Genomic DNA, 22,640 nt, shown 5'->3' on the forward strand with positions numbered 1-22,640 from the left:
GGCGCATCCGCCCGGGATTTTTTCTTATTCCGCTTCTCCGATAACGGGAAAGTTTTTCTGCTTTGGATTTGCCAATACGGCGATGCATAATGGCGCAGCTGAGACGCTGTCTGCAGATATTCTTTCAGACATTCCGGCTTCAGCCAGACGTGTCGCCGTCACATCAAAAAAGCTTTTCCTCAGAGTTTCAGCTGAAATCACTCAATTGTTCGACTGTTCCTGATCAGGTTTAGAAGCAAGAATTGTGATTCTGCAAAATAAGGATAAAAGCCATGGTGGAACAAGACCGCTTATCATACATTTTTTTGGGTCTTTGTAATTAAATTACAATTGTTCTTAATATTCACTCATGTATTCATGCTATTATATTGAAAGGAACGATCAAAAGCGTTGGCGTTCGTAATTGTTTTAAATATTTACGAGTGCTGCCTCATGTCAAAGTCAGAAAAAATAGTATAGGAGGTAACATATGTTTAAGTTTAAAAAGAAATTCTTAGTTGGATTAACGGCAGCTTTCATGAGTATCAGCATGTTTTCGGCAACCGCCTCTGCAGCTGGCACAGATTACTGGCAAAATTGGACTGATGGGGGCGGAACAGTCAACGCAGTCAATGGATCTGGCGGGAATTACAGTGTTAATTGGTCTAATACCGGAAATTTCGTTGTTGGTAAAGGCTGGACTACAGGCTCGCCATTTAGAACAATAAACTATAATGCCGGAGTCTGGGCGCCGAATGGCAATGGATATTTGACTTTATATGGCTGGACGAGAGCACCTCTCATCGAATATTATGTAGTGGATTCATGGGGTACTTACAGACCTACCGGAACGTATAAAGGTACTGTAAACAGTGATGGAGGTACATATGACATATATACAACAACACGTTATAACGCACCTTCCATTGATGGCGATAACACTACTTTTACGCAGTACTGGAGTGTTCGCCAGTCGAAGAGACCAACCGGAAGCAACGCTACAATCACTTTCAGCAATCATGTTAACGCCTGGAAGAGCCATGGAATGAATCTGGGCAGTAATTGGGCTTATCAAGTCTTAGCGACAGAAGGATATAAAAGCAGCGGAAGTTCTAATGTAACAGTGTGGTAACAGCTCATCTTTAATTAGGGGCAGCTAACGGGCTGCTGATCGTTCCTTGAGAAATTTTATAATGTAGGCGAACGGTTTTGGCATTACCGGAGGCAGGATATTCTCCATCAGTTTTCGCGTATTAAAATAAGGGTGCCGTCATTTTTCGGTAACCCGCTTACAACAGACACCTTCACATAAGCCTTAAGCAAAATAAAAATATCCCGGTTACCACCTCCTTTAGTTCATTAAACAGATCGCAACCCCGCATCCAGGCTTGCCTGAATATGGAGCCAAAACCGTGATTTCCTCATTATCACTTGCAACCATTTTTGTTACACCAATAGCGGCATGAACCCATCTCTTTTTAACAAAAGAGATGATTCATTACATCATAAAGGGACTTGCTCGCAAGTTCATTCTCCATTGCCCGCTGTACGCTTCCGAACGTCTCATCGAGCGCGCGCTGAATATTTTTGCCGACCGGACAGTCGGGGTTCGGATTGTCGTGAACCGCAAAAAGCTCTTCCCTATTCTGCACCGCCCTGTAAACCTCTAAGAGGGTGATCTCCGACGGATCTTTTTTCAGGCTGGCTCCCGGAACACCCGCCCGGGATGTCAGAATACCCGCTTTTTTCAGCTGGCTGATCGTTCTCCGCACGACGACGGGATTGGTGTTTACGCTGCCCGCAATCATGTCCGATGACGCCCGTTCATCCGTTGAGATCAGCGATAGAATGTGAATGGCCACAGCAAGACGGCTGTTAATCATGTTTTCACCACCGTTGTAACCACAATGGTTACATTTCATTTGTTTGTCAACTACTAATATACACTAAAACGGGCGGCAGGATGAAATCAAGTTGGCAATAGAGGTGTAAACAGGCCGGCGGGAAACCGGCCGGAGAGGGATTAAAATAAGAAATAACGCTGTCCGAGCGGAACATAGCTGACGGGCTGGCATGCCAGCTCTTCTCCGTCGGCGAACACCTGATAGGTTTTCGGATCGACTTGTATATTCGGCATCGCGTCATTCAGCTTCATGTCGAGCTTACTCAGCTTACGGATATTCCGTACGGGAGAAATCATTTTTTCAAGGCCGAGCTTTTCCGGCACACCGTTTGTGATACCGGCCTGGGACATAAATGTAATAGAGGTATTTCGGTTTGCTTTACCGTATGATGCGTACATCTGCCGCATAAACACGGGCTCAGGCGTCGGAATGGAAGCATTCGGATCTCCCATTTGGGCGCGGGCGATCATGCCGCCTTTGAGCACAAGTTCAGGTTTGACGCCGAAGAAAACCGGGTCCCATAGTACGAGGTCGGCTAGCTTTCCTTTTTCAACGGAACCGACTTCATGGCTCAGGCCGTGAGTGACGGCCGGGTTGATCGTGTATTTGGCGATATAGCGTTTGGCGCGCACATTGTCATTGCCGTTTTCTCCTGATAGAGCGCCGCGCTGTTTTTTCATTTTATCGGCCACCTGCCATGTCCGGATAATCACTTCTCCCACCCTGCCCATCGCCTGCGAGTCAGATGACGTCATGCTGATCGCGCCGATATCGTGCAGAATATCCTCCGCCGCAATGGTGGCCGCTCTGATGCGTGAATGGCTGAACGCCACGTCTTCAGGCACTTTTGAATCTAAATGATGGCAGACCATCATCATATCAAGATGCTCGTCCATCGTGTTGACGGTATATGGAATCGTCGGCGTCGTAGAGGACGGCAGGATATTGGCGTAAGATGCGAGTTTCATAATATCCGGTGCGTGGCCTCCGCCGGCTCCCTCTATGTGATATGTATGGATAACCCGTTCGCCGATCGCATCAAGCGTATTTTCTAAAAAGCCCGATTCATTTATCGTGTCTGTGTGAATCGCCACCTGAATGTCCGCCTCATCCGCTGCTTCCATGCAAGCTTTAATGGCGCTTGGCGTTGATCCCCAATCTTCATGCAGCTTCAGGCCGATCGCACCTGCTTCCACCTGCTCGATCAGCGGCGCTTTATCGGATGCATTCCCTTTTCCTAAGAAACCGACGTTGATCGGAAACTCCTCGGCCGCTTCCAGCATTCTCGACATGTACCATGCACCGGATGTACAAGTCGTCGCTTTACTTCCCGTCGCAGGACCCGTTCCGCCGCCGAGAAGCGTGGTCACGCCTGAAGAAAGCGCGACTTCCATCTGCTGCGGGCAGATAAAGTGGATATGCGTATCCACCCCGCCGGCCGTTACGATTTTCCCTTCGCCGGAAATGACTTCTGTTCCGGCACCGATAATCATGTGCGGGTCCACCCCATCCATAATATCAGGGTTGCCGCTTTTCCCGACGCCGACAATCCGGCCGTCCTTCACCCCGATATCCGCCTTGACGATTCCGGTATAATCCAGGATAACGGCGTTTGTAATGACCAGATCAAGCGCTCCGTCTTTCCCGGTGATACGCCCGTTCTGCCCCATGCCGTCCCGGATTGTTTTCCCTCCGCCGAAAATCATTTCTTCACCGTAATTCGTGAAATCTTTTTCGACTTCAATCCATAAATCCGTATCTCCGAGTCTGACTTTGTCTCCCGTTGTCGGTCCGAACAGTTCTGCGTATTGCTCACGTGACATTTTCATCGGATCGCCTCCTCCATCCATCCGGCTTTTTTAAGATTTGACAGCGTCTTCTCTTTTCCCCGCTCATCCATATACGTATCGGCCATGCCGTTGAGACCTCTGACCGTTTTTCGCCCTCCGATTTCCACGAGCGTGACGGTTTTCTCTTCTCCCGGTTCAAAACGGACAGATGTGCCTGACGGGATATCAAGGCGCATGCCGATTGCTTTGTCCCGATTGAAGGAAAGGGCGCCGTTGGCTTCGGCAAAATGAAAATGCGATCCTACCTGCACTGACCGTGTTCCGTTATTGGTGACTGACACCTCCAGCGTCTTCCGGCCTTCGTTAATGGTGATGGTCCCCTTTGCGACTTGAATCGCTCCCGGCTTCATGACTTCACCTCCGCTTTGATCGGCTGATGAACGGTGACAAGCTTAACCCCGTCCGGGAACGTCGCTTCCACCTGAATGCTGTCCAGCATTTCCGCAACGCCTTCCATAACGTCTTTTTCCGTCAATACATTGCGGCCGGATTCCATCAGCTCAGCAACGCTTTTTCCGTCTCTCGCGCCTTCCATCAGATAACAGGTCAAATATGCGGCGGCTTCGGGATAATTCAGCAGAACGCCGCGCGCCTTCCGCTGCTTAGCGAGCTCTCCCGCCGTAAAAATAAGCAATTTTTCTTGTTCAACCGGTGTCAGTTTCATCTGTATTCCCCCTTAGTGATAGTTAAACACAATCCGCATGGTCATACCGAAACGATGCAGGCGGCCGTCACCCCCTTCACCTCATGAAATGTTAAGTGATAAAAGTTATTCGACGGTGAACGGCCCGATTCCTTTTGCAGAATTTACCGATTTCTCATTTTTTTCTTCAACAAACGTTTAATCAAATGTGAAGAAAGGTTACATTCCATGTGAATATTATAAAGAAATTGCCGGGGAATTTATAGAATATTTAAAAATTTAGTGAATATTAACCAAATGAACTGGAATTTTTGTCATTTCTCATAACAAAAAGCCCAAAATATTTTGGGCTTTTGCTGTGTTTCACTATCAAATTACTCATCACTGAGTTTATCTTTCGTTTTGCCGACACCCTTTTGCAGGCTGCCTTTCGCTTTGTCTTTTTTACCTTCCGCTTTTAAGTCGGACTTGTTTGCCATGTCGCCTGCTTTGTCCTTTGCTTCCCCTTTCATTTTGTTCATGCCGCCTTTTACTTTGTCTTTTAAACCATTATCCTCACTCATGATCTCTTCAGCTCCTTTTTTGTTCTGTGTATTTGTTTTCTTCCCTTTCAGCCCGATCACAAACATGTAAACTCTCAATTATTGATTTCACAGCGTTCCCCGTAGCGGAGCACTTTGTAAACGGCCAATCCGTCTGACAGCTTATTATCCCCGTATTGCACCGGCAGAAGAGCAAAGAAAACATAATAAGTTGAAAAATAGACAAATTGGTAAAAAAATAAGTTTGGCTCAAGGACATCTTTTATGATCAGCAGATTTATTAAAAAGATAGAAGCGAGATTAAATAGACAGCCTCCGGAATAGACGAGCGCGCTCGTCAGACGGTTATCTATCCGCAATTCGCCGAACTTGCAGAAAGAATCTATGAAGTAGATACGCCGAACCCGAATCGGCCCTACTTTTAAAAGACGTTTCCCCATTCCGATATCCAATGATGCCTTGCCTCCGAACAGCATGGCCATAAAGCTGTGTCCCGCCACATGGATGACAGACACCATCGGCAGAATGATGAGAAATGATACAAAAAACTTTATCATATCATTGAATCCGAACAACAAATCCCTCCTTCCCATCGTACTTTTTTCTCTCTTTTGCGATTTTTCCGTTTTTTTCTATGGTCAAACGTTATGATGTGCATAAAAAAATAACCATCTGCTAAGCAGATGGTTAAGAAAATTATATATCGTATAAACACTGTTCTTTTTGAATGTTTTCTCTCATGCGAATCGCTTTTTCATAAAAATACGCCGCTTCTTTATATTGCCCATGTCCGCTTGTGTAAACGGCGGCCTCCAAGGCGAAATCTTCAATATACACATACAGCGATTTTTCATTCATATAGTCAAACACTTCATGGATTAAATCCATATTGAGTGACTCCAAATAAAGCGCTTGTAAAAACTTATACTTCTCTAAACTGAATCGGTCGCCCCGTTCTTTCGCGATCATGACCCCTCTTTCATAATAGGTAAGGGCCGCTTGGTCATCATGCAGCCTGAAAAGGGTGTGCGTTAAGCTGAACAGCGCCTTCGGAAGCTGTTCAAGCTGATGCTCTTCAAAAACGGGAACCGCTTTTCTAAAGTATCGGGCCGCTTCATCCAGATCGCGCTTTTCAGAATAACAATTCCCCAGATTGTAAAGCGAAGACCCGATCAGGCGGGGCTGTCCTTCAAGCAAAGAAAGGCGGAGAGCTTCGTCTAAATGCTCAAGCGCTTTGTCGTAGTTTTTGCAGTCGATGTAGTTTCCTGAGATGACGAAATGGCATTGAATTCTCCGCACTCTGTAGAAATCGTGTTTCATATACGTATCCAGCGCCTGAATCCCGTGATTCATGGAAAAATGAGTCTGCTTCATGACATAAAACACTTCAGACATCTTGAAATGGAATTCCGCCCTCTCTATATCATCCTCGACAAATGAAAGGAGTTTTTCCGCTTTCCGGTAAAAAGAAATAGCCGCAACATAGTTATTGTGATCGAATTCATACATCCCTCTGAACAAATGGAAATAATACTCAGACAGTCCCGATATGCTGTCCGTGCTTTCGATCGTCTTTTGCAGCTCGCTGTACTGAATCTGTGATTGTTCGGTGCATTCCGGCTTGACGTAATCAAGCATAATATGATGGCGGTAGCTGATCAGCTGATAATATAACAGCAGCAGCTGGTCTTCCTCCATACGTTGTATATCCTCATCAATTTCCTCTTTCAGCTTTATGGCATCAGCCGCTTGAAACGCTAAAATGTGCTTGTACCATTTGTTGATCTTAACTCCAACTTGAGATGACGGAATCTCGTATGCGGTCATGCCCCTTTCACAACCTTTTCTAATTTCTATTGGTTATATTTTAACATATTGTATGGCTTTGGAATTGCATAACTTGATTGTCCTGCATCAAAATTCCTATCATATATTTCGGCTGTCATTGGTATTTTTTGAACAGACCGCTCTCATATTGTGAATAAAAAAGCCTGCCCTTGTCCGGGCAAGCTTTTCTTCATCCGCCTATATAAGACATTTCCACTTTCTTTTTCCCATCCGTTTTAGAAAGCGCGCGGTCAATTGAATACTGATCCGTGCGATTTCTCCAGACAGAGGCGATGGATTCCGTCAATTCGTCATCAGTCAGACCTCCGCGCACGAGTTTCCGAACATCATAGCCGCTTGACGCAAACAGGCACGTAAACAGCTCGCCTCTCGCCGACAGGCGCGCTCTGTTGCAGGAGGCGCAGAATGCATCCGAGACGGAGGAAATCACGCCGATTTCGCCCGAACCGTCAAGATAGCGGAACCTGGAAGCGACCTCTCCTTTATAATTCGCTTCTATCGGCTCCGTCGGCATGTGCTGGTTGATCAGATCAATAATCTCGGCCTTCGTGATCACGTCTTTTTTATTCCATTGATTCGTATTGCCTACATCCATAAATTCAATAAACCGGAGAATATGACCCTTTTCTTTAAAATAGCGGGCCATCGGCAGGATATCTTTTTCATTGACGCCCTTTTGAACAACCATATTGATTTTCACACCGAGTCCGGCCGCTTTTGCCGCCTCAATGCCCTCAAGCACCTTGTTCACCGAAACCCCGCGGCCGTTAATGGCCTTAAACCGCTCATCCTCTAAAGAATCGAGGCTGACTGTCACGCGATGCAGCCCCGCCTGCTTCAGTTTTTCCGCATACACGGGAAGCAGAGAGCCGTTTGTCGTCATCGCGATATCTTTAAGTCCGGGGATGCGCGCAAGTTTTTTGATCAATTCAGGCATATCTTTTCTCATGAGCGGCTCTCCGCCCGTCAGCCTGATTTTTTCAACGCCGAAGCGGCCGACAAACAGCTTCGCAAGCCGCTCAAGCTCCTCGAAGGAGAGCAATTCCGTCTTTTGTAAAAATGGATAATCCGGTCCGAATAATTCGGCTGGCATACAGTACGTGCATCTGAAGTTGCAGCGGTCGGTTACAGAGATACGAAGATCCCTGAGCGGCCTTTCCCTTTTGTCTGTCACCCGGCGCGTTTCTGTATTCATAAGCCCAAGACCCCTTTCTATTGTTCAACCCGTTCAGGATGTGTGTATATGTTAAATGATCCGTTTCTGACAAAACCTATCGCGGTTATGTTCAGCTCTTCCGCCATTTGCAGCGCGAGCTCCGTCGGCGCCGATTTTGAAATGACAATCGACACGCCGATTTTTGCGGCTTTTAATAAAACCTCTGAGGAAATCCGGCCGCTGAAGACGATCAGCTTGTCACGGACCGGCATTCCGTTTTTCAAACAGCAGCCGTACAGCTTATCCAGCGCGTTGTGGCGCCCGATGTCCGTCCTCATGAAGAGCAGCTTTTCCGTATCGCACAGCGCCGCATTATGGACGCCGCCCGTTTCCCGGAAGGTGCCGCTTCCGCTTTGCATCTCCTTCATCAGGCGAAGGCACGTCTCAGGAGTTATGGTGATACGGCTGACGGCGGTTTTGGCCGTTTTCGCATCCTGCTGAAAGTAAAAATGGCGGCCTTTCCCGCAGCATGAACCGATGACCCTCTTCGTATAGTCTTTTTGCTCAAGCACCCCGGGATTCGTCAGTTCAACATATGCAAACCCGAGACTTTCATCTATAGTAAAGCTTTTGATTTCTTTTTCAAAACGAATGACGCCTTCTGATGCGAGAAATCCGATGACGAGTTCCTCTAAATGGTCAGGCGTGCAGACGAGCGTAACAAATTCCTGTCCGTTCACCATGACGGTCAGCGGATACTCTGAAACCATCCGATCCGCCGTCTTTGTTAATACCCCTTTTTCATAGCGGTATATGTCCCTTACCGCTGTTGTTCTTTTATCCACTGTTTTCCCCTCCGCAGTATCCTTCTCTTTTATTCTTCCACAATCCCTGTATTTTGTCGAATTTGCGGTTTAAAAAAAGAGCCCTCTTCGGACTCTATGTTTCATTGCGATGATGTCTGCTCAGAATGGTGAATAAAATAACTGCGGCGATAATGGCCAATATACTGACGAATATGAAGGCGGCAAGCTTCAGAAAAATCCCCATCAGAACAAAAACGACTGCCGCCAGCACTAATATAATGCCTGCTCCTTTTAACAACAGCGCTCATCTCCTTTTATCCGTATCATTCCCGCGGTTCCGTTTTCTAAACAAAAAAGACGCCGCGCGGGCGTCCTTTTTTAACCTATTCTTTTGCTAAATCCTTTGCAGCGTCTTCCCAAGCCTGTTTGAACTCGTCCGCGCTGTCAGCTGAGACATATGTGCCGCCTCCCGCTTCCGCCGCTTTTTCAAGGCTTTCGCTTCCTTTCATGCCGAAGTTGAAGCCGATGATATTGACGATCGTGTTGACGTTCGCTTTACGGAGCTTTTGAATTTCGGCCTGAGGATTACCGCCGCATGTTTCTTCACCGTCTGTGATCAGATATACGACGTTTTTCCCCGTGGCGCCGGCCCGCTCAAATTCTTCACGCGTATCAGAGAGCGCTTTCGCAATCGGTGTCCAGCCGGTCGGTTTAATCTTGCTGAGTGATTGCTCAAATGGAGTCACGGCGTACGGCTGAAGGCCGTATAACGTTTCTGTCGCATTACATGATACGGCTTTGCCTGAGTTTTTATTATTGCCCTTATGCCCGAATACCCGAAGCATCAGATTCGTGTCTTCAGGAAGAACTTCCGCAAAAGAAGTGACAGACTCTTTCGCGACATCTATTTTACGCTCTCCCCCTGTTTTTTGTATCATGCTTCCGCTTGCGTCAAACAGCACGGCAACGTTTGTTTCTTCGTGCTTTTTCTCGGCTGCAAAAACAGGTGATCCGAGTGAAAGCGTCAAAAGTCCGACAATCCCCGCAGTGAACATTTTTTTCATTTCGTTCATTCCTCTCCGTTTGTTTTTGGCCGATGGGCCCCCGGCTCTTCTCTATGCTAGATGACGAGTATGCAAAAAGATATAGGGCGGGATTCCTTTTGTATAAGCGGCTGTACGCCGTTAAAAATGAACAGAATTATGCGCATCATCCTAAAAAGATTGGATAAATGATGACAGATTTAATGCCTTTTTCGCCCTTTTTGTAATATAAGTCCGGAATCTGATTCTTTTTACAGTTTTCTCTTCACCTTTTCTTGAAATTTTTGTTAAATAAAAATAAAAAAAAGGGCCGATAAACGGCACCTTTTCTTATTCCGCTAATGAACTCGCTGCCATTGTAAAGATGCGGTTCATATCCTTTTGGCTGTGAGCTTCGTAATATTTTCCTCCGCCCGCTTTGGCAATCTCGTGAAGCTGGCCGTTGAAGCCTTCCTTAAAGTCAAAGCCGATCACGTTGACTTTAATATGCTGTTTGCGAAGTTCTTTCGCTGTCTTAACAGGATCTCCTCCGCATGTCTCCTCGCCGTCCGTCAACAGGAAAACGGATTTACTGCCAAGTTTGTGCAAACCGGTAAAGGAAGCCTTCGCATCCTCTAATGCTTTTGCAATCGGTGTCCAGCCCGTAGGCCCGATTCCGTTAAGAGAGTTAAGGAAGCTCTGTCTGTCAAACCTTTGGAATCCGTACACACCGCGAATGGATTCACAAGATTGAACCTTTCCGGAGTTTTTATTATTGCCTTCCGAACCGAAAACCGTCATTCTGACCTGTGATTTAGATTTAATTTGATCCGCAAAACGGACAATTTCTTCTTTTGCCATGTTGTATTTAGAAACACCGTCAATCCGTTTTGCCATACTGCCGCTCGCATCAAGTAAAATGGCGGTATTGTTTTTAAATGAAAGAGTCTTCTCGTTTGCATTCTCGGCAGCAAAAGCAGGAGATGCAGCAGTCAGCATCAATCCGAGCATGAGTATGAGTGAAAATGTTTTTTTCATTGCTTTTTCCCCTTTTCAATAGATTTACGTTCAACGCCGAACAATATTTATCGTAAATGAGATGAAAAGGGAAATAAATAGGACGGCGTTCCTCATTATTTTTGCGTATATTCACATAGAAGCGGCATTTTTATCAGTGATTTACACCCGTCGCTCAGCCTTCAATCGACATTTGTCAGCCTTTAGGCTTTCGTTATATGAGTCTGTTGGTTGCTTTACCGTTTATGGAATAGTTTTCAAAAAAAAACAGACGCTCATGAAAGCGTCTATTTTTTCGCCATATATTTGTTTAAAAATGAATCTGCTTCGGAAATATCCACACCCTGATAATAATGCTTGACGATGTCCGCCACTGATTTTCCCTGCTCCGCCATGTAATTGGCCCCGTACTGGCTCATGCCGACGCCGTGGCCGAATCCTTTTGTCGTAATGGTGATGCTGCCGCCGTTCCGTTTCCATTCAAAGTCGGCAGAACGGAGTCCGAGTTTTTCCCGGATGTCTCTTCCCTTCAGCTTTTTGCCGTTGATGACGGCCGTCGCCACTTGATGGCCCGGCGTTCTGGCTGTAATCTGTCCCACCGTGTTTTGTCCCGAGAGCTGTACGCCAAGTTTTTGCTGAAACTCCGGCACACTGAAGGTCTGGGTGGCGAGATATTTCGGCGATTGCTTATCCCACGGACTTTTCACGCTCTTTAAATAAGGAATGGCGCTTGTCCAATAGGCTTCCGCATTTTCCGTATACCCGTTGCTCGTAGAGAAGAAAGATGCCTCAATCGGCTTGTTGTCGTACGTTAAAATCTTTCCTTGCGTGCCGGCTACCGCGTTTGTGATTTTCTTGAGGTTGTGTGCGTACTTAGAACCCCATTCTTTTTTCAGCTGGCTTTTGCTTTGATAGACTTGGAACATTTGCGTATCATCCACCAGTGATCCTTTCGGCGCCTGAACGGCTGAGTCAGCGACCATCAGTCTGACGATGAATGTCCGGGCGGCGAGCGCCTGGGCTTTTAAGGCCTCCGGTTTAAAGTTTGCGGGCATTTCGGAAGCCACGACACCGACCACGTACTCTTCAAGCGGAATGTTCTCTACAGAATGATTGGATGTCCGATAAACCGGAATGGATACAGGTGATTCTTTCAATGTTTCTGCTCCTTTTGTTTCTCGTGTGGTGTGTGCTGTTTTATGTCCGGGCTCTCTGTTTACGGCTGCTCCTTTTTCTGCCTGAAACGGAAGGACGAGAATGGTGGGGACAAGAAGAATAAGTATACACAGCCCGGATAGTAGAAATACAATCGGTTTCATATATCAGCTGCCTCCTGCTTGGGATTCGACTCTACTTCATCTTATGGGCAGGGACAAGCTAATATGACTTCCTTTTGGACAGAATCTTTATTCCATTTTTCACGCGAAAAACGTATTCTTTTTTGGAAATCAGAGCATAATAATGATGATAAACCATAAAAAAACAGTATGCCAGATTGACATACTGTTTTTACAGCCATTATGCGTTTAGGTCAGTTACGACTTCTTTGCTTTCTTGTTCAGCGGCCGTTTCATCAACGACACGCTCGATGTCAGCGCCGAGAGCCGCAAGTTTTTGATGGAAATTCACATAACCGCGATCCAAGTGCTTCAGTTCCGTGACACGTGTATGACCTTCAGCCACTAATCCCGCAAGAATCAGCGCCGCGCCCGCACGCAGGTCCGTAGCGGCAACTTCTGCGCCTTGCAGCTGTACAGGACCGTTAATGATCACAGAACGTCCTTCAATTTTAATGTCGCCATTCATCCGGCGGAATTCTTCAGCATGCATAAAACGGTTTTCAAACACAGTTTCAGTAATCATGCTTGTTCCGCTCGCACGGAGAAGCAGCGCCATCATTTGCGACTGCATATCAGTCGGGAATCCTGGGTGAGGCATCGTTTTAATGTCGATCGGCTTCAGCTGGGCAGGACCGATGACACGAAGGCCTTCTCCTTCATCCGTAATTTTGACTCCCATTTCTTCCATCTTCGCAATTAAAGACGTAAGATGCTCAGGAACCGCACCTTTGACTAATACATTTCCTTCCGTGATCGCCGCAGCCACCATGAAAGTACCCGCTTCAATACGGTCAGGAATGATGTTGTGTCTTACGCCGTGAAGCTTCTCGACACCTTCAATTTTAATGGTGCCTGTGCCGGCTCCGCGGATTTTTCCGCCCATCGCATTGATATAGTTCGCTAAGTCAACGATTTCAGGCTCTTTTGCCACGTTTTCAAGCGTTGTTGTTCCTTCAGCTAAAGCAGCTGCCATAATCAAGTTTTCTGTCGCACCCACACTTGGGAAATCTAAATAGATTTTTGCGCCCTGCAGACGGCCTTCCACTTCTGCTTCAATAAAGCCGTTGCCTACTTTGATTTTTGCACCCATTGCTTCAAAGCCTTTTAAATGCTGATCAATCGGTCTTGAGCCGATTGCGCAGCCGCCCGGAAGCGCAACTCTTGAATGACCCGTACGGGCTAACAGAGGGCCCATAACAAGCACTGACGCGCGCATTTTGCGCACATATTCAAAAGGTGCTTCTGTTTCTAAAGCGTAAGAAGCGTTTACGGTAACTTCATTATTCTCAAAATGCACATCTGCTCCTAAATGACGCAACACTTCATTAATTGTATATACATCGGAGAGCGTAGGTACATCACATATTACGCTTTTTTCTTCACTTGCTAATAAAGATGCAGCGATAACTGGTAAAACGGCATTTTTTGCTCCTTCAACTTTCACTGTGCCGTTTAACTTCTGACCGCCGCGGACGATGATTTTTTCCAAGGTATTCCCCTCCGCGTCCCTATATTCTCTATATTAATATTCAGTCGTCACGATTGGTGTGCCAACCGTAACGGTATGTTTTTCGCCCATTCCCGCACTTCTAAGCGCAACTTGCACATTCATCTTATGTTTCGATGTCATGATGTAATCTGTCCACTTATATGTAAATGCAGAAACAGAAACGAAATGAGGCTCAACTACATGTTCAACTGGACTTGCTTCAAATTCTTTCATGAGCTGTTCTGCTTTTTTTTGCAAAACAATACTCATATTATCATTTAAATGACCCTTTAGACAAGTAAAAATAAATACTTTATTTTGGAATATGTCATGTGCCTGCCGTTCAAACTGTTCATATGTATCATTCCAGTTTTCCGGTTGCTCCGGGCTCATTTGCTCATATAATAAATACGAAGTTGGGTTCTGGTTTTTGAGGGTAGTGACGAGCTGCAGTTTAAAAGTTGTGTGATTTTTTTTGTCAGAATACGTGCCGACGGCCTTTACAATTTTATCTTCCCGCGCGGATTCCCAATGATATTGCGGATACTGCGTCTTCAGTTCTTTTACCTTGTCATCAAATTCACTCAGTGACAGGTTCAGATTTTTTTTCGCATGAAGCGTCCATTCATCTACAGTGACCTGCTGCCGCTCCATTCCTTCGGCAATCTGGGCAAGCGGAGACAGCTCACTTGCATGAATAGAATGAAATACCGCTATTAAGGCGCTTAAAAAAACAAAAAACAAGATGATGCGGCCTGCTCTTTTTTTCTTCATATCGATCTCTCCCCCTTACTCCCATTTTTACCGGAGCCGGGGAAAGCAATACATGGAAAACTTCGTCAAAACTCGCCAAGCGGGTGAAGAAAAATTGGTTGCTCACCCAGCGATTCCCTTCATTTCAACAGACGAAACATCTTAAAATAAGTATGGAAGCTGTTTCGAATAGGTAAGATAATCTAAAAAGAAGTCAGCGACTGCCGTACCGATCGCAATGGTAAGAAGAATGATCAGCAGCCTCGCCTGCACTATTTTTCCTTTTCGGATCAGCGGATCAAAGTTGACGGCCTGAAGCGCCCACCATGTCACCGCAATGCATACCAGGTGAACCAGGATGCTGATTGCGGCCTGCTGCCCCAATACATTCACAAATTCCATCTCCTTTCATTTTTTCCGCCCCTCATATCCTCTCTTATTATATAAGAAGAAGAGAGAAAGATGATCATTTTTACATCAGAATTTTTATCCAAAATTAGGGGCAATCCCCGCTTAAATGTCCGTTCTCCGGCATGATATACTTTTTTGGAAAGGAGATGGGAATATGAATCATTCCTTTTTTCATCCGGAAAAGCAGTATGGAGAAACTCTTCCCGTATTTGACCACGAGTGGGAAGCGATAGCATTCTACTATGATTATAGACAGTCTCAAACAGAGGAACTGAAAGAATTATGTCAGTTTTTCAACATTTCTCTTGATTATTCACGCGGCAGCCTGCTGGAAGTGGAAGCTCTTTACTTCCGCAGCATACAAGAGCTGCTTTTGGCGGATTGGAACCTGCCGATTGACGAATTTGAGAAAATGCTCAGTGTGTATGTCATCGATTGCGCCATCAGACACCATGACGATGCCGAATGGGTCGTCAAACCTTATCCGTATACGGACGGCGCTTATACGACGGGTGTGCGGAGAGGAAACAAAACGTGGCACACCGACAACTGCTGCGAACATTTATATCTGCAAAAAGAAGAGGATCATCCGCTTATCTGCGTCTATGAATCTCTTATGCGTTAATATAGAAAAAGAATCCTTCTCAGACAGCCGAGAAGGATTCTTTTTTAGTTTCCTGCAACATCCAATCTGTTTACAGCCCGCTGTAATGCAAGCTCAGCCCGACGAATGTCAGTATCATCTGATCGTTTGTTCAAACGGTCTTCCGCCCGCTTTTTCGCAGCAAGGGCGCGCTCTTTATCAATGCTTTCCGCTGTTTCAGCGGCTTGTGCAAGGATAGTGACCTGATCAGGACGGACTTCTAAAAATCCGCCGCTGACAGCCGCCAATTCGGTCTGCCCGTCTTTTTTAAGGCGGACAGCGCCGATTTTAAGCGGAGCCACGGTCGGAATATGGCCAGGCAAGATACCGAGATCACCGCTCTCGGCTCTTACACTTACCATTTCAATATCAGCATCATATACTGGGCCGTCGGGAGTAACGATATTGACTTTAACGGTCTTCATGCTTTTACCCTCCTAGGACCAGATTAAACTTCTACACCCATCTCTTTTGCATTCTCAATGACTTCTTCAATGCGTCCCACAAGACGGAATGCATCTTCCGGAAGATGGTCATATTTACCGGAAAGGATTTCTTTAAAGCCTCGTACCGTTTCTTTAACAGGCACGTAAGAACCCTTTTGTCCCGTAAACTGCTCAGCTACGTGGAAGTTTTGAGAAAGGAAGAACTGGATACGGCGTGCGCGGTGAACGACAAGCTTGTCTTCTTCACCTAATTCGTCCATACCGAGAATCGCGATAATATCCTGAAGTTCTTTGTAACGCTGAAGCGTTGACTGGACTTCACGCGCCACCGCATAATGCTCTTCTCCGACAATTTCCGGAGCAAGCGCGCGGGAAGTGGAAGCCAGCGGATCAACCGCAGGGTAGATACCCATTTCAGTTAATTTACGCTCAAGGTTAGTCGTCGCATCCAAGTGAGCGAACGTTGTCGCCGGAGCCGGGTCAGTGTAGTCATCGGCAGGCACGTAGATCGCCTGGATAGATGTAACTGAACCAACGTTTGTAGACGTAATACGCTCTTGAAGCTGACCCATTTCTGTCGCAAGCGTCGGCTGATAACCAACCGCAGAAGGCATACGGCCGAGAAGCGCGGAAACCTCTGAACCCGCTTGTGTGAAACGGAAAATGTTATCGATAAAGAACAGTACGTCCTGTCCTTGTTTATCACGGAAATGCTCAGCCATTGTAAGACCCGTCAGTGCTACACGCATACGTGCGCCCGGCGGCTCGTTCATTTGTCCGAAGACCATGGCTGTTTTCTTGATAACGCCTGAATCGCTCATTTCGTAGAAAAGGTCGTTCCCTTCACGAGTACGCTCTCCTACACCGGCGAATACGGAAATACCGCCGTGCTCTTGCGCGATGTTGTTGATTAATTCCTGGATTAATACGGTTTTACCTACGCCGGCGCCGCCGAACAATCCGATTTTACCGCCCTTGATGTAAGGAGCGAGCAGGTCAACAACCTTAATTCCCGTTTCAAGAATTTCAACCTCAGTTGAAAGCTCATCGAATGAAGGAGCTGATCTGTGGATCGGGTCCTTTTGAGCATCCGCAGGCAGCGGTTCATTTAAATCAATTTTATCTCCCAGTACGTTAAATACGCGTCCGAGAGTCACATCACCGACAGGAACGGAAATCGGCGCACCTGTATCAACAGCTTCCATTCCGCGCTGAATTCCGTCCGTAGATGCCATGGCAATTGTACGGACTGTATCATCGCCTAAATGAAGAGCAACCTCTAGCGTTAGGTCGATGCCTACTTCATTTTCGCCTGTAGCTGGCTGTGAAACTTTAATCGCATTATAAATCGCAGGCAAGTGGCCGTCCTCGAAACGTACGTCGACAACCGGTCCAAGCACCTGACTTACGCGTCCTTTCTTCATCGCTATCCCTCCTGACAAAATCTTTCTATTCTAAAGCGGCTGCACCGCCGACAATTTCGGTAATTTCTTGTGTAATCGCCGCTTGACGCGCGCGGTTATATGAAAGCGAAAGTGAATCAATGAGTTCTTTCGCATTATCCGTCGCATTTTTCATTGCTGTCATTCTCGCAGCGTGTTCACTTGCTTTACTGTCAAGAAGCGCGCCGTAAATTAAGCTTTCCGCATATTGAGGAAGCAGCACTTCGAGCACCTCTTCTTCATCCGGTTCGAACTCGTAAGAAGCCGTGCGCTTCCCGCCGCTCGTTCCGAAATCCGTTAAAGGCAGCACTTTTTTCTCCGTCACTTCCTGTGAAATCGCACTGACGAAATGGTTATACACCAAATGCAGTTCATCAAAAGCGCCGTCGATAAACATTTGAACCGTCTGACGGGTCAAATCTTTAATCTGAGCAAAAGTGACCTCGTCGCCAAGCCCCACTAACTCAGACAAAATCGGCATCTCCCGTTTTTTGAAGAAATCGCGGCCGACTCTGCCGATTGCAATCACCGTGTATTCATCTTTAGACTGATGGCGTTCTTGAATGGTGCGGTAAGCGTTTCGCAAAACCGAACTGTTAAACGCACCCGCAAGCCCGCGGTCAGACGTAATGACGAGATACGCCGTCTTTTTCACTTCTCTTGAGACAAGCATCGGGTGTTTCGCGTTTTTCGCGCCTTTTCCGACGTTAAACACAACCTCCTGGATCTTATCCATATACGGAGCAAATGACTTTGCGTTGGTTTCCGCACGGTTCAGCTTCGCAGCGGATACCATCTGCATGGCTTTTGTAATCTGGCTTGTTTTTTTCGTTGACGTGATCCTTGACTTAATATCGCGTAATGAGGCCAAAGATTTCACCACCTTTATTCTTCATTTGCGTAAAAAGAGAGAAAAAGAGAACCTTTTTCTCTCATCTTCTAAGGGTTAGTTGCTTGGTGCAAATGTGCGTTTGAAGCCTTCGATTGCAGCTTTGAAGTCTTCATCAGCAGGAAGGTTTCCTGTTTTCGCAATGCCGTCAAGCAGATCTTTATGGTTTTGATCAAGGTACATGTAGTACTCTTCTTCAAAACGTCTGATATCCGCAACCGGAATATCATCAAGATATCCTTTTGTCAGCGCATAAAGAATGGCTACCTGTTTTTCAACCGGGAGCGGTTTATTCAAGTCTTGTTTCAGCACTTCAACTGTACGCGCACCGCGGTTCAGTTTCGCCTGAGTCGCCTGGTCAAGATCAGATCCGAATTGGGCGAACGCTTCAAGTTCACGGTATGAAGCCAGGTCAAGACGCAATGTTCCAGCTACCTTTTTCATCGCTTTGATTTGGGCTGATCCGCCGACACGGGATACGGATAATCCGGCATTGATCGCAGGACGCACGCCTGAGAAGAATAGGTCGGATTGAAGGAAAATCTGTCCGTCAGTAATGGAAATGACGTTTGTCGGGATATAAGCGGAGATATCTCCTGCTTGTGTTTCGACGAACGGCAGCGCCGTAATTGATCCTGCGCCTTTAGCGTCACTCAGCTTGGCTGCGCGCTCAAGCAGACGGGAGTGAAGATAGAATACATCCCCAGGGAATGCTTCACGGCCCGGCGGACGGCGAAGAAGCAATGACAGCTCACGGTAAGCGGCCGCTTGTTTGGATAAATCATCATATACGACGAGAACGTGCTTGCCGTTGTACATGAATTCTTCACCCATTGTCACCCCTGCATACGGTGCAAGGTACAGAAGCGGAGCCGGCTGTGAAGCGGACGCCGTCACGACAATCGTGTAATCAAGCGCGCCATGCTTACGAAGTGTTTCCACCACGCCGCGCACTGTAGATTCTTTTTGACCGATCGCTACGTACACACAGATCATGTCTTGATCTTTTTGGTTTAAGATTGTATCAATCGCAACAGATGTTTTACCTGTCTGACGGTCACCGATAATCAGCTCACGCTGTCCGCGGCCGATCGGAATTAACGCGTCGATCGCTTTGATACCCGTTTGCAGCGGCTCATGTACCGATTTACGGTCCATTACGCCTGGAGCCTGGCTTTCGATCGGACGTGTTTTGCTTGTCAGAATCGGACCCAGTCCGTCTACCGGCTGTCCGAGCGGGTTGACGATACGTCCGATTAATTCTTCACCTACAGGAACTTCCATGATGCGGCCCGTTCTTTTGACCTCATCACCTTCACGGATATCTCTGTAAGGTCCTAAGATAACGATACCTACGTTGGATTCTTCAAGGTTTTGAGCCATACCCAAAACGCCGTTTGAAAACTCAACAAGTTCACCGGCCATACAATTGTCAAGGCCGTGCACACGCGCAATACCGTCTCCGACTTGGATGACTGTACCTACGTCATGAACTTCAATTTCAGATTGGTAATTTTGAATTTGCTGCTTTATCAGCGTGCTAATCTCTTCAGCTTTGATGCTCACTTAGGTTTCACCCCTTCTATCGATTTCCTCCGGCAAGTTGACGTTCCATGCGCTCAAGCTTTCCGCTCACGCTTCCGTCATATATCCGGTTTCCAATGCGGACTTTAATGCCGCCTATTAAATCCGTCTGCACTTCATTTCTGATTCTGAGCGAAGCGATTCCGGCTTTTTTTGCAAACACTTGAGACAATGATAACATTTCCGCTTCTGACAGCGGTTTTACTGAATAAACAACCGCGTCCTCTGTCTGACGGGCCTGATTGGCAAGTTTGATAAACTCGTCTGTGAGATCAGGCACAATCGAAGACCGGCGGCGGTCAATCAGAAGAAAAATCGTATGCAGCACAGACTCAGACAGTGCGCCGAACGATTGCTGAATCAGCTCTTTTTTCTTAGCGGCCGATACCTTCGGATGGCTTAACACTTCCTGTAATCCGGCTTCGTTCCGGAACACTTCTTTTAGTACGGTAAGCTCTTCTTCGATTTCATTGATTTGAGAAGTCTCAACGGCAATGTCGAAAAGCGCTGACGCGTATCGTTTAGAGACAGCAGATCCACTCATCGGCTTTCTCCTACCTCTTTAAGATAGTCCTGAATCAGTTGTTCCTGGGCTTGTTCATCAAGCTCTTTTTCAATCACTTTCGATGCGATTAAGACAGAAAGTGATGCGACTTGCTCGCGAAGTGCGGAAACCGCTTGTTCTTTTTCTTTAACAATTTCGGTTCTCGCTGCTTCTTTCAATCTTTCAGACTCGGCGCGTGCAGCCTGGATAATGTCTTCCTTCTGCTTTTCACCCAGTTTTTTCGCATTTTCAATGAGTGATTGTGATTCCTGTTTCGCTTCTTTTAAAAGAACGCGCTGCTCTTCAATCAGCTTCTGCGCTTCTTTATTTCTTTCTTCAGCGGACGTAATTTCGCCGGCGATATGATCTTCACGCTGTTTCATTATATTTAATAGCGGTCCAAGAGCGAATTTCTTGAGAAGCGCTAATAAAACTAACATAGCTAACAATTGGAATAGGATATCTCCGCCGTTAAACGACAGTCCTAATTCAAGAGGTAATTGAGACATCTACTACGGCAACTCCCTTCTGCAGGTTTTCTCTTCTGATAAAAAGCCGTTTCGGGACGGCGTGCTTATCAGACATAAAGCAATGGCGAAGGTTCTCTTAGAGTGATCTTCGCCATTTTTAGTTCATATAAGGCTTTTTTGCTTAGCCAAAGAACGCTAAGAACGCGATAACGACAGCGATAATCGGAAGGGCCTCAACCAATGCGATACCCATGAACATAAGAGTTCTAAGTTCTTTTCCTGCTTCCGGCTGACGGGCAATTCCCTCTACCGTACGTGAAACGATCAGACCGTTACCAATACCTGCACCAAGTGCACCTAAACCGATTGCAATTGCAGCTGCTATTAAATTCATGAAAAAGTTCCTCCTTTAAAATGTTATCCGAATGGATATATGATTTTAATGATCATGACTGATTTTGTGTGACATGTACACCATCGTCAGCATCGTAAAGATAAATGCCTGGATGGTACCGATGAACAAGCTGAACGCCTGCCATGCAAGCATCGGAAGAATGGCTCCGACTGTGCCGACCAAACCGAGAAAGAAGCTGTTTGAGTAGAAATTCGTCGCCAGATTCGCAAGCAGGCCAAGAAGAATTTCCCCGGCGAAAATGTTACCGTAAAGACGAAGTCCGAGTGTCAGCGTATTCGCAAACTCCTCAATGATCTTCATCGGGAACATAAGCGGAACCGGTCTGAGGTAATCCTTAGAGTATTCCTTCAAACCTTTCATCTTCACGCCGTAATAGTGCGTTAACGACACAACCATAACGGCTAGAGTCAGAGTAATAGCCGGATCGGCCGTCGGTGATTTCCACCAAAGCTCGTGTCCGACCGTTACAGAAAACGGCAGCCCCAGCATATTTGATACAAATATGTACATCAGCAAGGTTACACCAAGCGCCAAGAAGTTAGCCCCTGTTTTTAAATCCATTGTGCTGCCTATAATATTGCGGACAAAATCAACAATCCATTCCATGAAGTTCTGGGCTTTTCCTGGACGGATGGACAGCGTTCTCGTAGTGAGAATCGCAATCAGCAGCACAATCACACTTGCCACAGTAATCATCAGAATGTTTGTCAGATTAAAAGTAAGACCAAACAAATCCATAGTTCTGTAATCGTGATTCAATGGGTTTTCACCTCTCTTCCATTGATGAACGTTTGAGCTGAATAATGGAATCTATCATAATGACGGGATAAATTGTCATTAATCCAATAATCACACTTGCCACACTGACTTTATCGGGATATTTAAAGGCGACAGCCATCGCAAGTATCGCATTGCACCAACGCGCTGCGCTCCCGAGTGATCGTATGGACTTTCCTTTCGCCACGGCCTTGTCAAAAGCATTCATTCTTCTGGTCAAGAGCCACAAATTAAACAAACTGAAAACAGTTCCCAAAAAGAGGCCTAGAAAAACAGTTTTATACGCCGTAAGACCATATCCCAGCAAATAGATTGCTAAGATCACAAATACATATCTCCGTTGTCTGCTGAATGTAAGATTGGGATCGTCCATCAACTATCTGTCTCCTGATGAAAATGTAATATAATTCCTGGATACGGCAAAACATGCGGTTAACCCTTTGCAGAAGGCCTTTTTTTGTCCCGCAAAACGGCCTGTTCGAAAAAACCACTCATCCTCCTGATGCCACGGGATGCTGTTTCATTCGCTTAGATAAATCCTCATATAACGGGTTTTTTGGAGGATTTAAAATGAGGATGGATACTAGAAATGAAAGGAATGAAAACCTTCTCATAATACCCTCGTTTAGCATACAATAGCCCCTAACATGTGTCAATCTGTTTAAAGTTA

At 46.2% G+C, this 22,640-nt stretch carries 28 protein-coding genes; 2 read left to right on the forward strand and 26 right to left on the reverse strand.

Annotated elements, in window-relative coordinates; all coding sequences use genetic code 11:
• Positions 1-24: 24 nt before the first annotated feature.
• Positions 25-162, reverse strand: coding sequence for a hypothetical protein (locus SB847_RS13975; RefSeq protein ID WP_325084612.1), 138 nt, complete (start codon positions 160-162; stop codon positions 25-27).
• 307 nt (positions 163-469) lie between these two features.
• Between SB847_RS13975 and xynA the strand changes: the two genes are divergently transcribed.
• On the forward strand, positions 470-1,111 hold the full coding sequence (xynA, locus tag SB847_RS13980) for an endo-1,4-beta-xylanase XynA (RefSeq protein WP_007614337.1): 642 nt from the start codon (positions 470-472) through the stop codon (positions 1,109-1,111).
• Between the two features lie 346 nt (positions 1,112-1,457).
• On the opposite strand, the gene SB847_RS13985 is transcribed toward xynA, so the two are convergent.
• The 16 genes from SB847_RS13985 to SB847_RS14060 form a co-directional block, all read right to left on the reverse strand.
• Positions 1,458-1,862, reverse strand: coding sequence for an Rrf2 family transcriptional regulator (locus SB847_RS13985; protein ID WP_007614341.1), 405 nt, complete (start codon positions 1,860-1,862; stop codon positions 1,458-1,460).
• Between the two features lie 140 nt (positions 1,863-2,002).
• The gene (gene ureC, locus SB847_RS13990; RefSeq protein ID WP_410563918.1) at positions 2,003-3,712 is read right to left on the reverse strand and encodes an urease subunit alpha; all 1,710 of its coding nucleotides are present in this window, start codon (positions 3,710-3,712) and stop codon (positions 2,003-2,005) included.
• A complete protein-coding gene (gene ureB, locus SB847_RS13995; protein WP_003151199.1) occupies positions 3,709-4,083 on the reverse strand; it encodes an urease subunit beta in 375 nt (124 codons plus the stop codon). Before ureB ends, ureC begins: the two co-directional genes overlap by 4 nt.
• A complete protein-coding gene (gene ureA / locus SB847_RS14000; RefSeq protein ID WP_003151198.1) occupies positions 4,080-4,397 on the reverse strand; it encodes an urease subunit gamma in 318 nt (105 codons plus the stop codon). Before ureA ends, ureB begins: the two co-directional genes overlap by 4 nt.
• A 353-nt stretch (positions 4,398-4,750) precedes the next feature.
• On the reverse strand, positions 4,751-4,939 hold the full coding sequence (locus SB847_RS14005) for a CsbD family protein (RefSeq protein ID WP_410563922.1): 189 nt from the start codon (positions 4,937-4,939) through the stop codon (positions 4,751-4,753).
• A gap of 74 nt (positions 4,940-5,013) precedes the next feature.
• Entirely contained in the window at positions 5,014-5,493 is a 480-nt protein-coding gene (locus SB847_RS14010; protein WP_021494817.1) for a hypothetical protein, read from the reverse strand.
• Positions 5,494-5,614: 121 nt separating this feature from the next.
• Complete coding sequence (locus SB847_RS14015; RefSeq protein WP_007614349.1) at positions 5,615-6,745, reverse strand: response regulator aspartate phosphatase; 1,131 nt, start codon at positions 6,743-6,745, stop codon at positions 5,615-5,617.
• 190 nt (positions 6,746-6,935) lie between these two features.
• A complete protein-coding gene (gene moaA, locus SB847_RS14020; protein ID WP_012118655.1) occupies positions 6,936-7,961 on the reverse strand; it encodes a GTP 3',8-cyclase MoaA in 1,026 nt (341 codons plus the stop codon).
• A gap of 17 nt (positions 7,962-7,978) precedes the next feature.
• On the reverse strand, positions 7,979-8,767 hold the full coding sequence (gene fdhD, locus SB847_RS14025; RefSeq protein ID WP_044802920.1) for a formate dehydrogenase accessory sulfurtransferase FdhD: 789 nt from the start codon (positions 8,765-8,767) through the stop codon (positions 7,979-7,981).
• Between the two features lie 94 nt (positions 8,768-8,861).
• The gene (locus tag SB847_RS14030) at positions 8,862-9,026 is read right to left on the reverse strand and encodes a hypothetical protein (RefSeq protein ID WP_007407587.1); all 165 of its coding nucleotides are present in this window, start codon (positions 9,024-9,026) and stop codon (positions 8,862-8,864) included.
• Positions 9,027-9,111: 85 nt separating this feature from the next.
• Positions 9,112-9,792 carry a VWA domain-containing protein gene (locus SB847_RS14035; RefSeq protein ID WP_012118657.1) on the reverse strand — a complete coding sequence of 227 codons (681 nt, stop codon included), beginning with the start codon at positions 9,790-9,792 and terminating at the stop codon, positions 9,112-9,114.
• Positions 9,793-10,101: 309 nt separating this feature from the next.
• On the reverse strand, positions 10,102-10,788 hold the full coding sequence (locus SB847_RS14040; protein ID WP_007407590.1) for a VWA domain-containing protein: 687 nt from the start codon (positions 10,786-10,788) through the stop codon (positions 10,102-10,104).
• 266 nt (positions 10,789-11,054) lie between these two features.
• Entirely contained in the window at positions 11,055-12,086 is a 1,032-nt protein-coding gene (spoIID, locus tag SB847_RS14045; RefSeq protein ID WP_007614360.1) for a stage II sporulation protein D, read from the reverse strand.
• A 199-nt stretch (positions 12,087-12,285) separates the two neighbouring features.
• Positions 12,286-13,596, reverse strand: coding sequence for a UDP-N-acetylglucosamine 1-carboxyvinyltransferase (gene murA, locus SB847_RS14050; protein WP_007614362.1), 1,311 nt, complete (start codon positions 13,594-13,596; stop codon positions 12,286-12,288).
• 33 nt (positions 13,597-13,629) lie between these two features.
• Complete coding sequence (locus SB847_RS14055) at positions 13,630-14,370, reverse strand: YwmB family TATA-box binding protein (protein ID WP_007614364.1); 741 nt, start codon at positions 14,368-14,370, stop codon at positions 13,630-13,632.
• Between the two features lie 141 nt (positions 14,371-14,511).
• Positions 14,512-14,742 (reverse strand): DUF1146 family protein, encoded by a 231-nt coding sequence (locus tag SB847_RS14060; protein ID WP_007614366.1) that lies wholly within the window; start codon positions 14,740-14,742, stop codon positions 14,512-14,514.
• Between the two features lie 172 nt (positions 14,743-14,914).
• Here SB847_RS14060 and SB847_RS14065 point away from each other — a divergent pair, with 172 nt between their 5' ends.
• Complete coding sequence (locus SB847_RS14065) at positions 14,915-15,385, forward strand: hypothetical protein (protein WP_032875950.1); 471 nt, start codon at positions 14,915-14,917, stop codon at positions 15,383-15,385.
• Between the two features lie 44 nt (positions 15,386-15,429).
• Here the strand turns inward: SB847_RS14065 and SB847_RS14070 are convergent, their stop codons facing one another.
• The 9 genes from SB847_RS14070 to atpI form a co-directional block, all read right to left on the reverse strand.
• A complete protein-coding gene (locus SB847_RS14070) occupies positions 15,430-15,828 on the reverse strand; it encodes a F0F1 ATP synthase subunit epsilon (protein WP_003151176.1) in 399 nt (132 codons plus the stop codon).
• Positions 15,829-15,851: 23 nt separating this feature from the next.
• Positions 15,852-17,273: a F0F1 ATP synthase subunit beta gene (atpD, locus tag SB847_RS14075; RefSeq protein WP_003151173.1), complete on the reverse strand. Its 1,422-nt coding sequence runs from the start codon at positions 17,271-17,273 to the stop codon at positions 15,852-15,854.
• A 25-nt stretch (positions 17,274-17,298) separates the two neighbouring features.
• A complete protein-coding gene (gene atpG, locus SB847_RS14080; protein WP_003151172.1) occupies positions 17,299-18,162 on the reverse strand; it encodes an ATP synthase F1 subunit gamma in 864 nt (287 codons plus the stop codon).
• A gap of 75 nt (positions 18,163-18,237) precedes the next feature.
• Positions 18,238-19,746 carry a F0F1 ATP synthase subunit alpha gene (atpA, locus tag SB847_RS14085; protein WP_003151170.1) on the reverse strand — a complete coding sequence of 503 codons (1,509 nt, stop codon included), beginning with the start codon at positions 19,744-19,746 and terminating at the stop codon, positions 18,238-18,240.
• 16 nt (positions 19,747-19,762) lie between these two features.
• Positions 19,763-20,308, reverse strand: coding sequence for a F0F1 ATP synthase subunit delta (locus SB847_RS14090; RefSeq protein WP_003151169.1), 546 nt, complete (start codon positions 20,306-20,308; stop codon positions 19,763-19,765).
• Positions 20,305-20,817: a F0F1 ATP synthase subunit B gene (gene atpF, locus SB847_RS14095; RefSeq protein WP_003151168.1), complete on the reverse strand. Its 513-nt coding sequence runs from the start codon at positions 20,815-20,817 to the stop codon at positions 20,305-20,307. The genes SB847_RS14090 and atpF overlap by 4 nt, the downstream gene beginning before the upstream one ends.
• 142 nt (positions 20,818-20,959) lie before the next feature.
• Complete coding sequence (atpE, locus tag SB847_RS14100; RefSeq protein ID WP_003151167.1) at positions 20,960-21,172, reverse strand: F0F1 ATP synthase subunit C; 213 nt, start codon at positions 21,170-21,172, stop codon at positions 20,960-20,962.
• Positions 21,173-21,217: 45 nt separating this feature from the next.
• Positions 21,218-21,952, reverse strand: coding sequence for a F0F1 ATP synthase subunit A (gene atpB / locus SB847_RS14105; RefSeq protein WP_029325729.1), 735 nt, complete (start codon positions 21,950-21,952; stop codon positions 21,218-21,220).
• A gap of 7 nt (positions 21,953-21,959) precedes the next feature.
• Complete coding sequence (atpI, locus tag SB847_RS14110) at positions 21,960-22,343, reverse strand: ATP synthase subunit I (RefSeq protein ID WP_003151155.1); 384 nt, start codon at positions 22,341-22,343, stop codon at positions 21,960-21,962.
• Positions 22,344-22,640 lie beyond the last annotated feature (297 nt).

It is taken from the genome of Bacillus sp. SIMBA_026 (genome assembly GCF_046535335.1).
GTDB lineage: Bacteria > Bacillota > Bacilli > Bacillales > Bacillaceae > Bacillus > Bacillus velezensis.

Bases quoted from the DNA above. Each gene is read 5' to 3' on its own strand.
- atpI (WP_003151155.1), bottom strand. From the start codon at position 22,343: ATGGACGATCCCAATCTTACATTCAGCAGACAACGGAGATATGTATTT.
- atpD (WP_003151173.1), bottom strand. From the start codon at position 17,273: ATGAAGAAAGGACGCGTAAGTCAGGTGCTTGGACCGGTTGTCGACGTA.
- SB847_RS14070 (WP_003151176.1), bottom strand. From the start codon at position 15,828: ATGAAGACCGTTAAAGTCAATATCGTTACTCCCGACGGCCCAGTATAT.
- SB847_RS14040 (WP_007407590.1), bottom strand. From the start codon at position 10,788: ATGAAAAAAACATTTTCACTCATACTCATGCTCGGATTGATGCTGACT.
- SB847_RS14055 (WP_007614364.1), bottom strand. From the start codon at position 14,370: ATGAAGAAAAAAAGAGCAGGCCGCATCATCTTGTTTTTTGTTTTTTTA.
- xynA (WP_007614337.1), top strand. From the start codon at position 470: ATGTTTAAGTTTAAAAAGAAATTCTTAGTTGGATTAACGGCAGCTTTC.
- SB847_RS13985 (WP_007614341.1), bottom strand. From the start codon at position 1,862: ATGATTAACAGCCGTCTTGCTGTGGCCATTCACATTCTATCGCTGATC.
- moaA (WP_012118655.1), bottom strand. From the start codon at position 7,961: ATGAATACAGAAACGCGCCGGGTGACAGACAAAAGGGAAAGGCCGCTC.
- SB847_RS14090 (WP_003151169.1), bottom strand. From the start codon at position 20,308: ATGAGTGGATCTGCTGTCTCTAAACGATACGCGTCAGCGCTTTTCGAC.
- ureB (WP_003151199.1), bottom strand. From the start codon at position 4,083: ATGAAGCCGGGAGCGATTCAAGTCGCAAAGGGGACCATCACCATTAAC.
- SB847_RS14035 (WP_012118657.1), bottom strand. From the start codon at position 9,792: ATGAAAAAAATGTTCACTGCGGGGATTGTCGGACTTTTGACGCTTTCA.
- SB847_RS14065 (WP_032875950.1), top strand. From the start codon at position 14,915: ATGAATCATTCCTTTTTTCATCCGGAAAAGCAGTATGGAGAAACTCTT.
- spoIID (WP_007614360.1), bottom strand. From the start codon at position 12,086: ATGAAACCGATTGTATTTCTACTATCCGGGCTGTGTATACTTATTCTT.
- atpF (WP_003151168.1), bottom strand. From the start codon at position 20,817: ATGTCTCAATTACCTCTTGAATTAGGACTGTCGTTTAACGGCGGAGAT.
- SB847_RS14015 (WP_007614349.1), bottom strand. From the start codon at position 6,745: ATGACCGCATACGAGATTCCGTCATCTCAAGTTGGAGTTAAGATCAAC.
- ureA (WP_003151198.1), bottom strand. From the start codon at position 4,397: ATGAAACTGACACCGGTTGAACAAGAAAAATTGCTTATTTTTACGGCG.
- SB847_RS14005 (WP_410563922.1), bottom strand. From the start codon at position 4,939: ATGAGTGAGGATAATGGTTTAAAAGACAAAGTAAAAGGCGGCATGAAC.
- atpE (WP_003151167.1), bottom strand. From the start codon at position 21,172: ATGAATTTAATAGCAGCTGCAATTGCAATCGGTTTAGGTGCACTTGGT.
- ureC (WP_410563918.1), bottom strand. From the start codon at position 3,712: ATGAAAATGTCACGTGAGCAATACGCAGAACTGTTCGGACCGACAACG.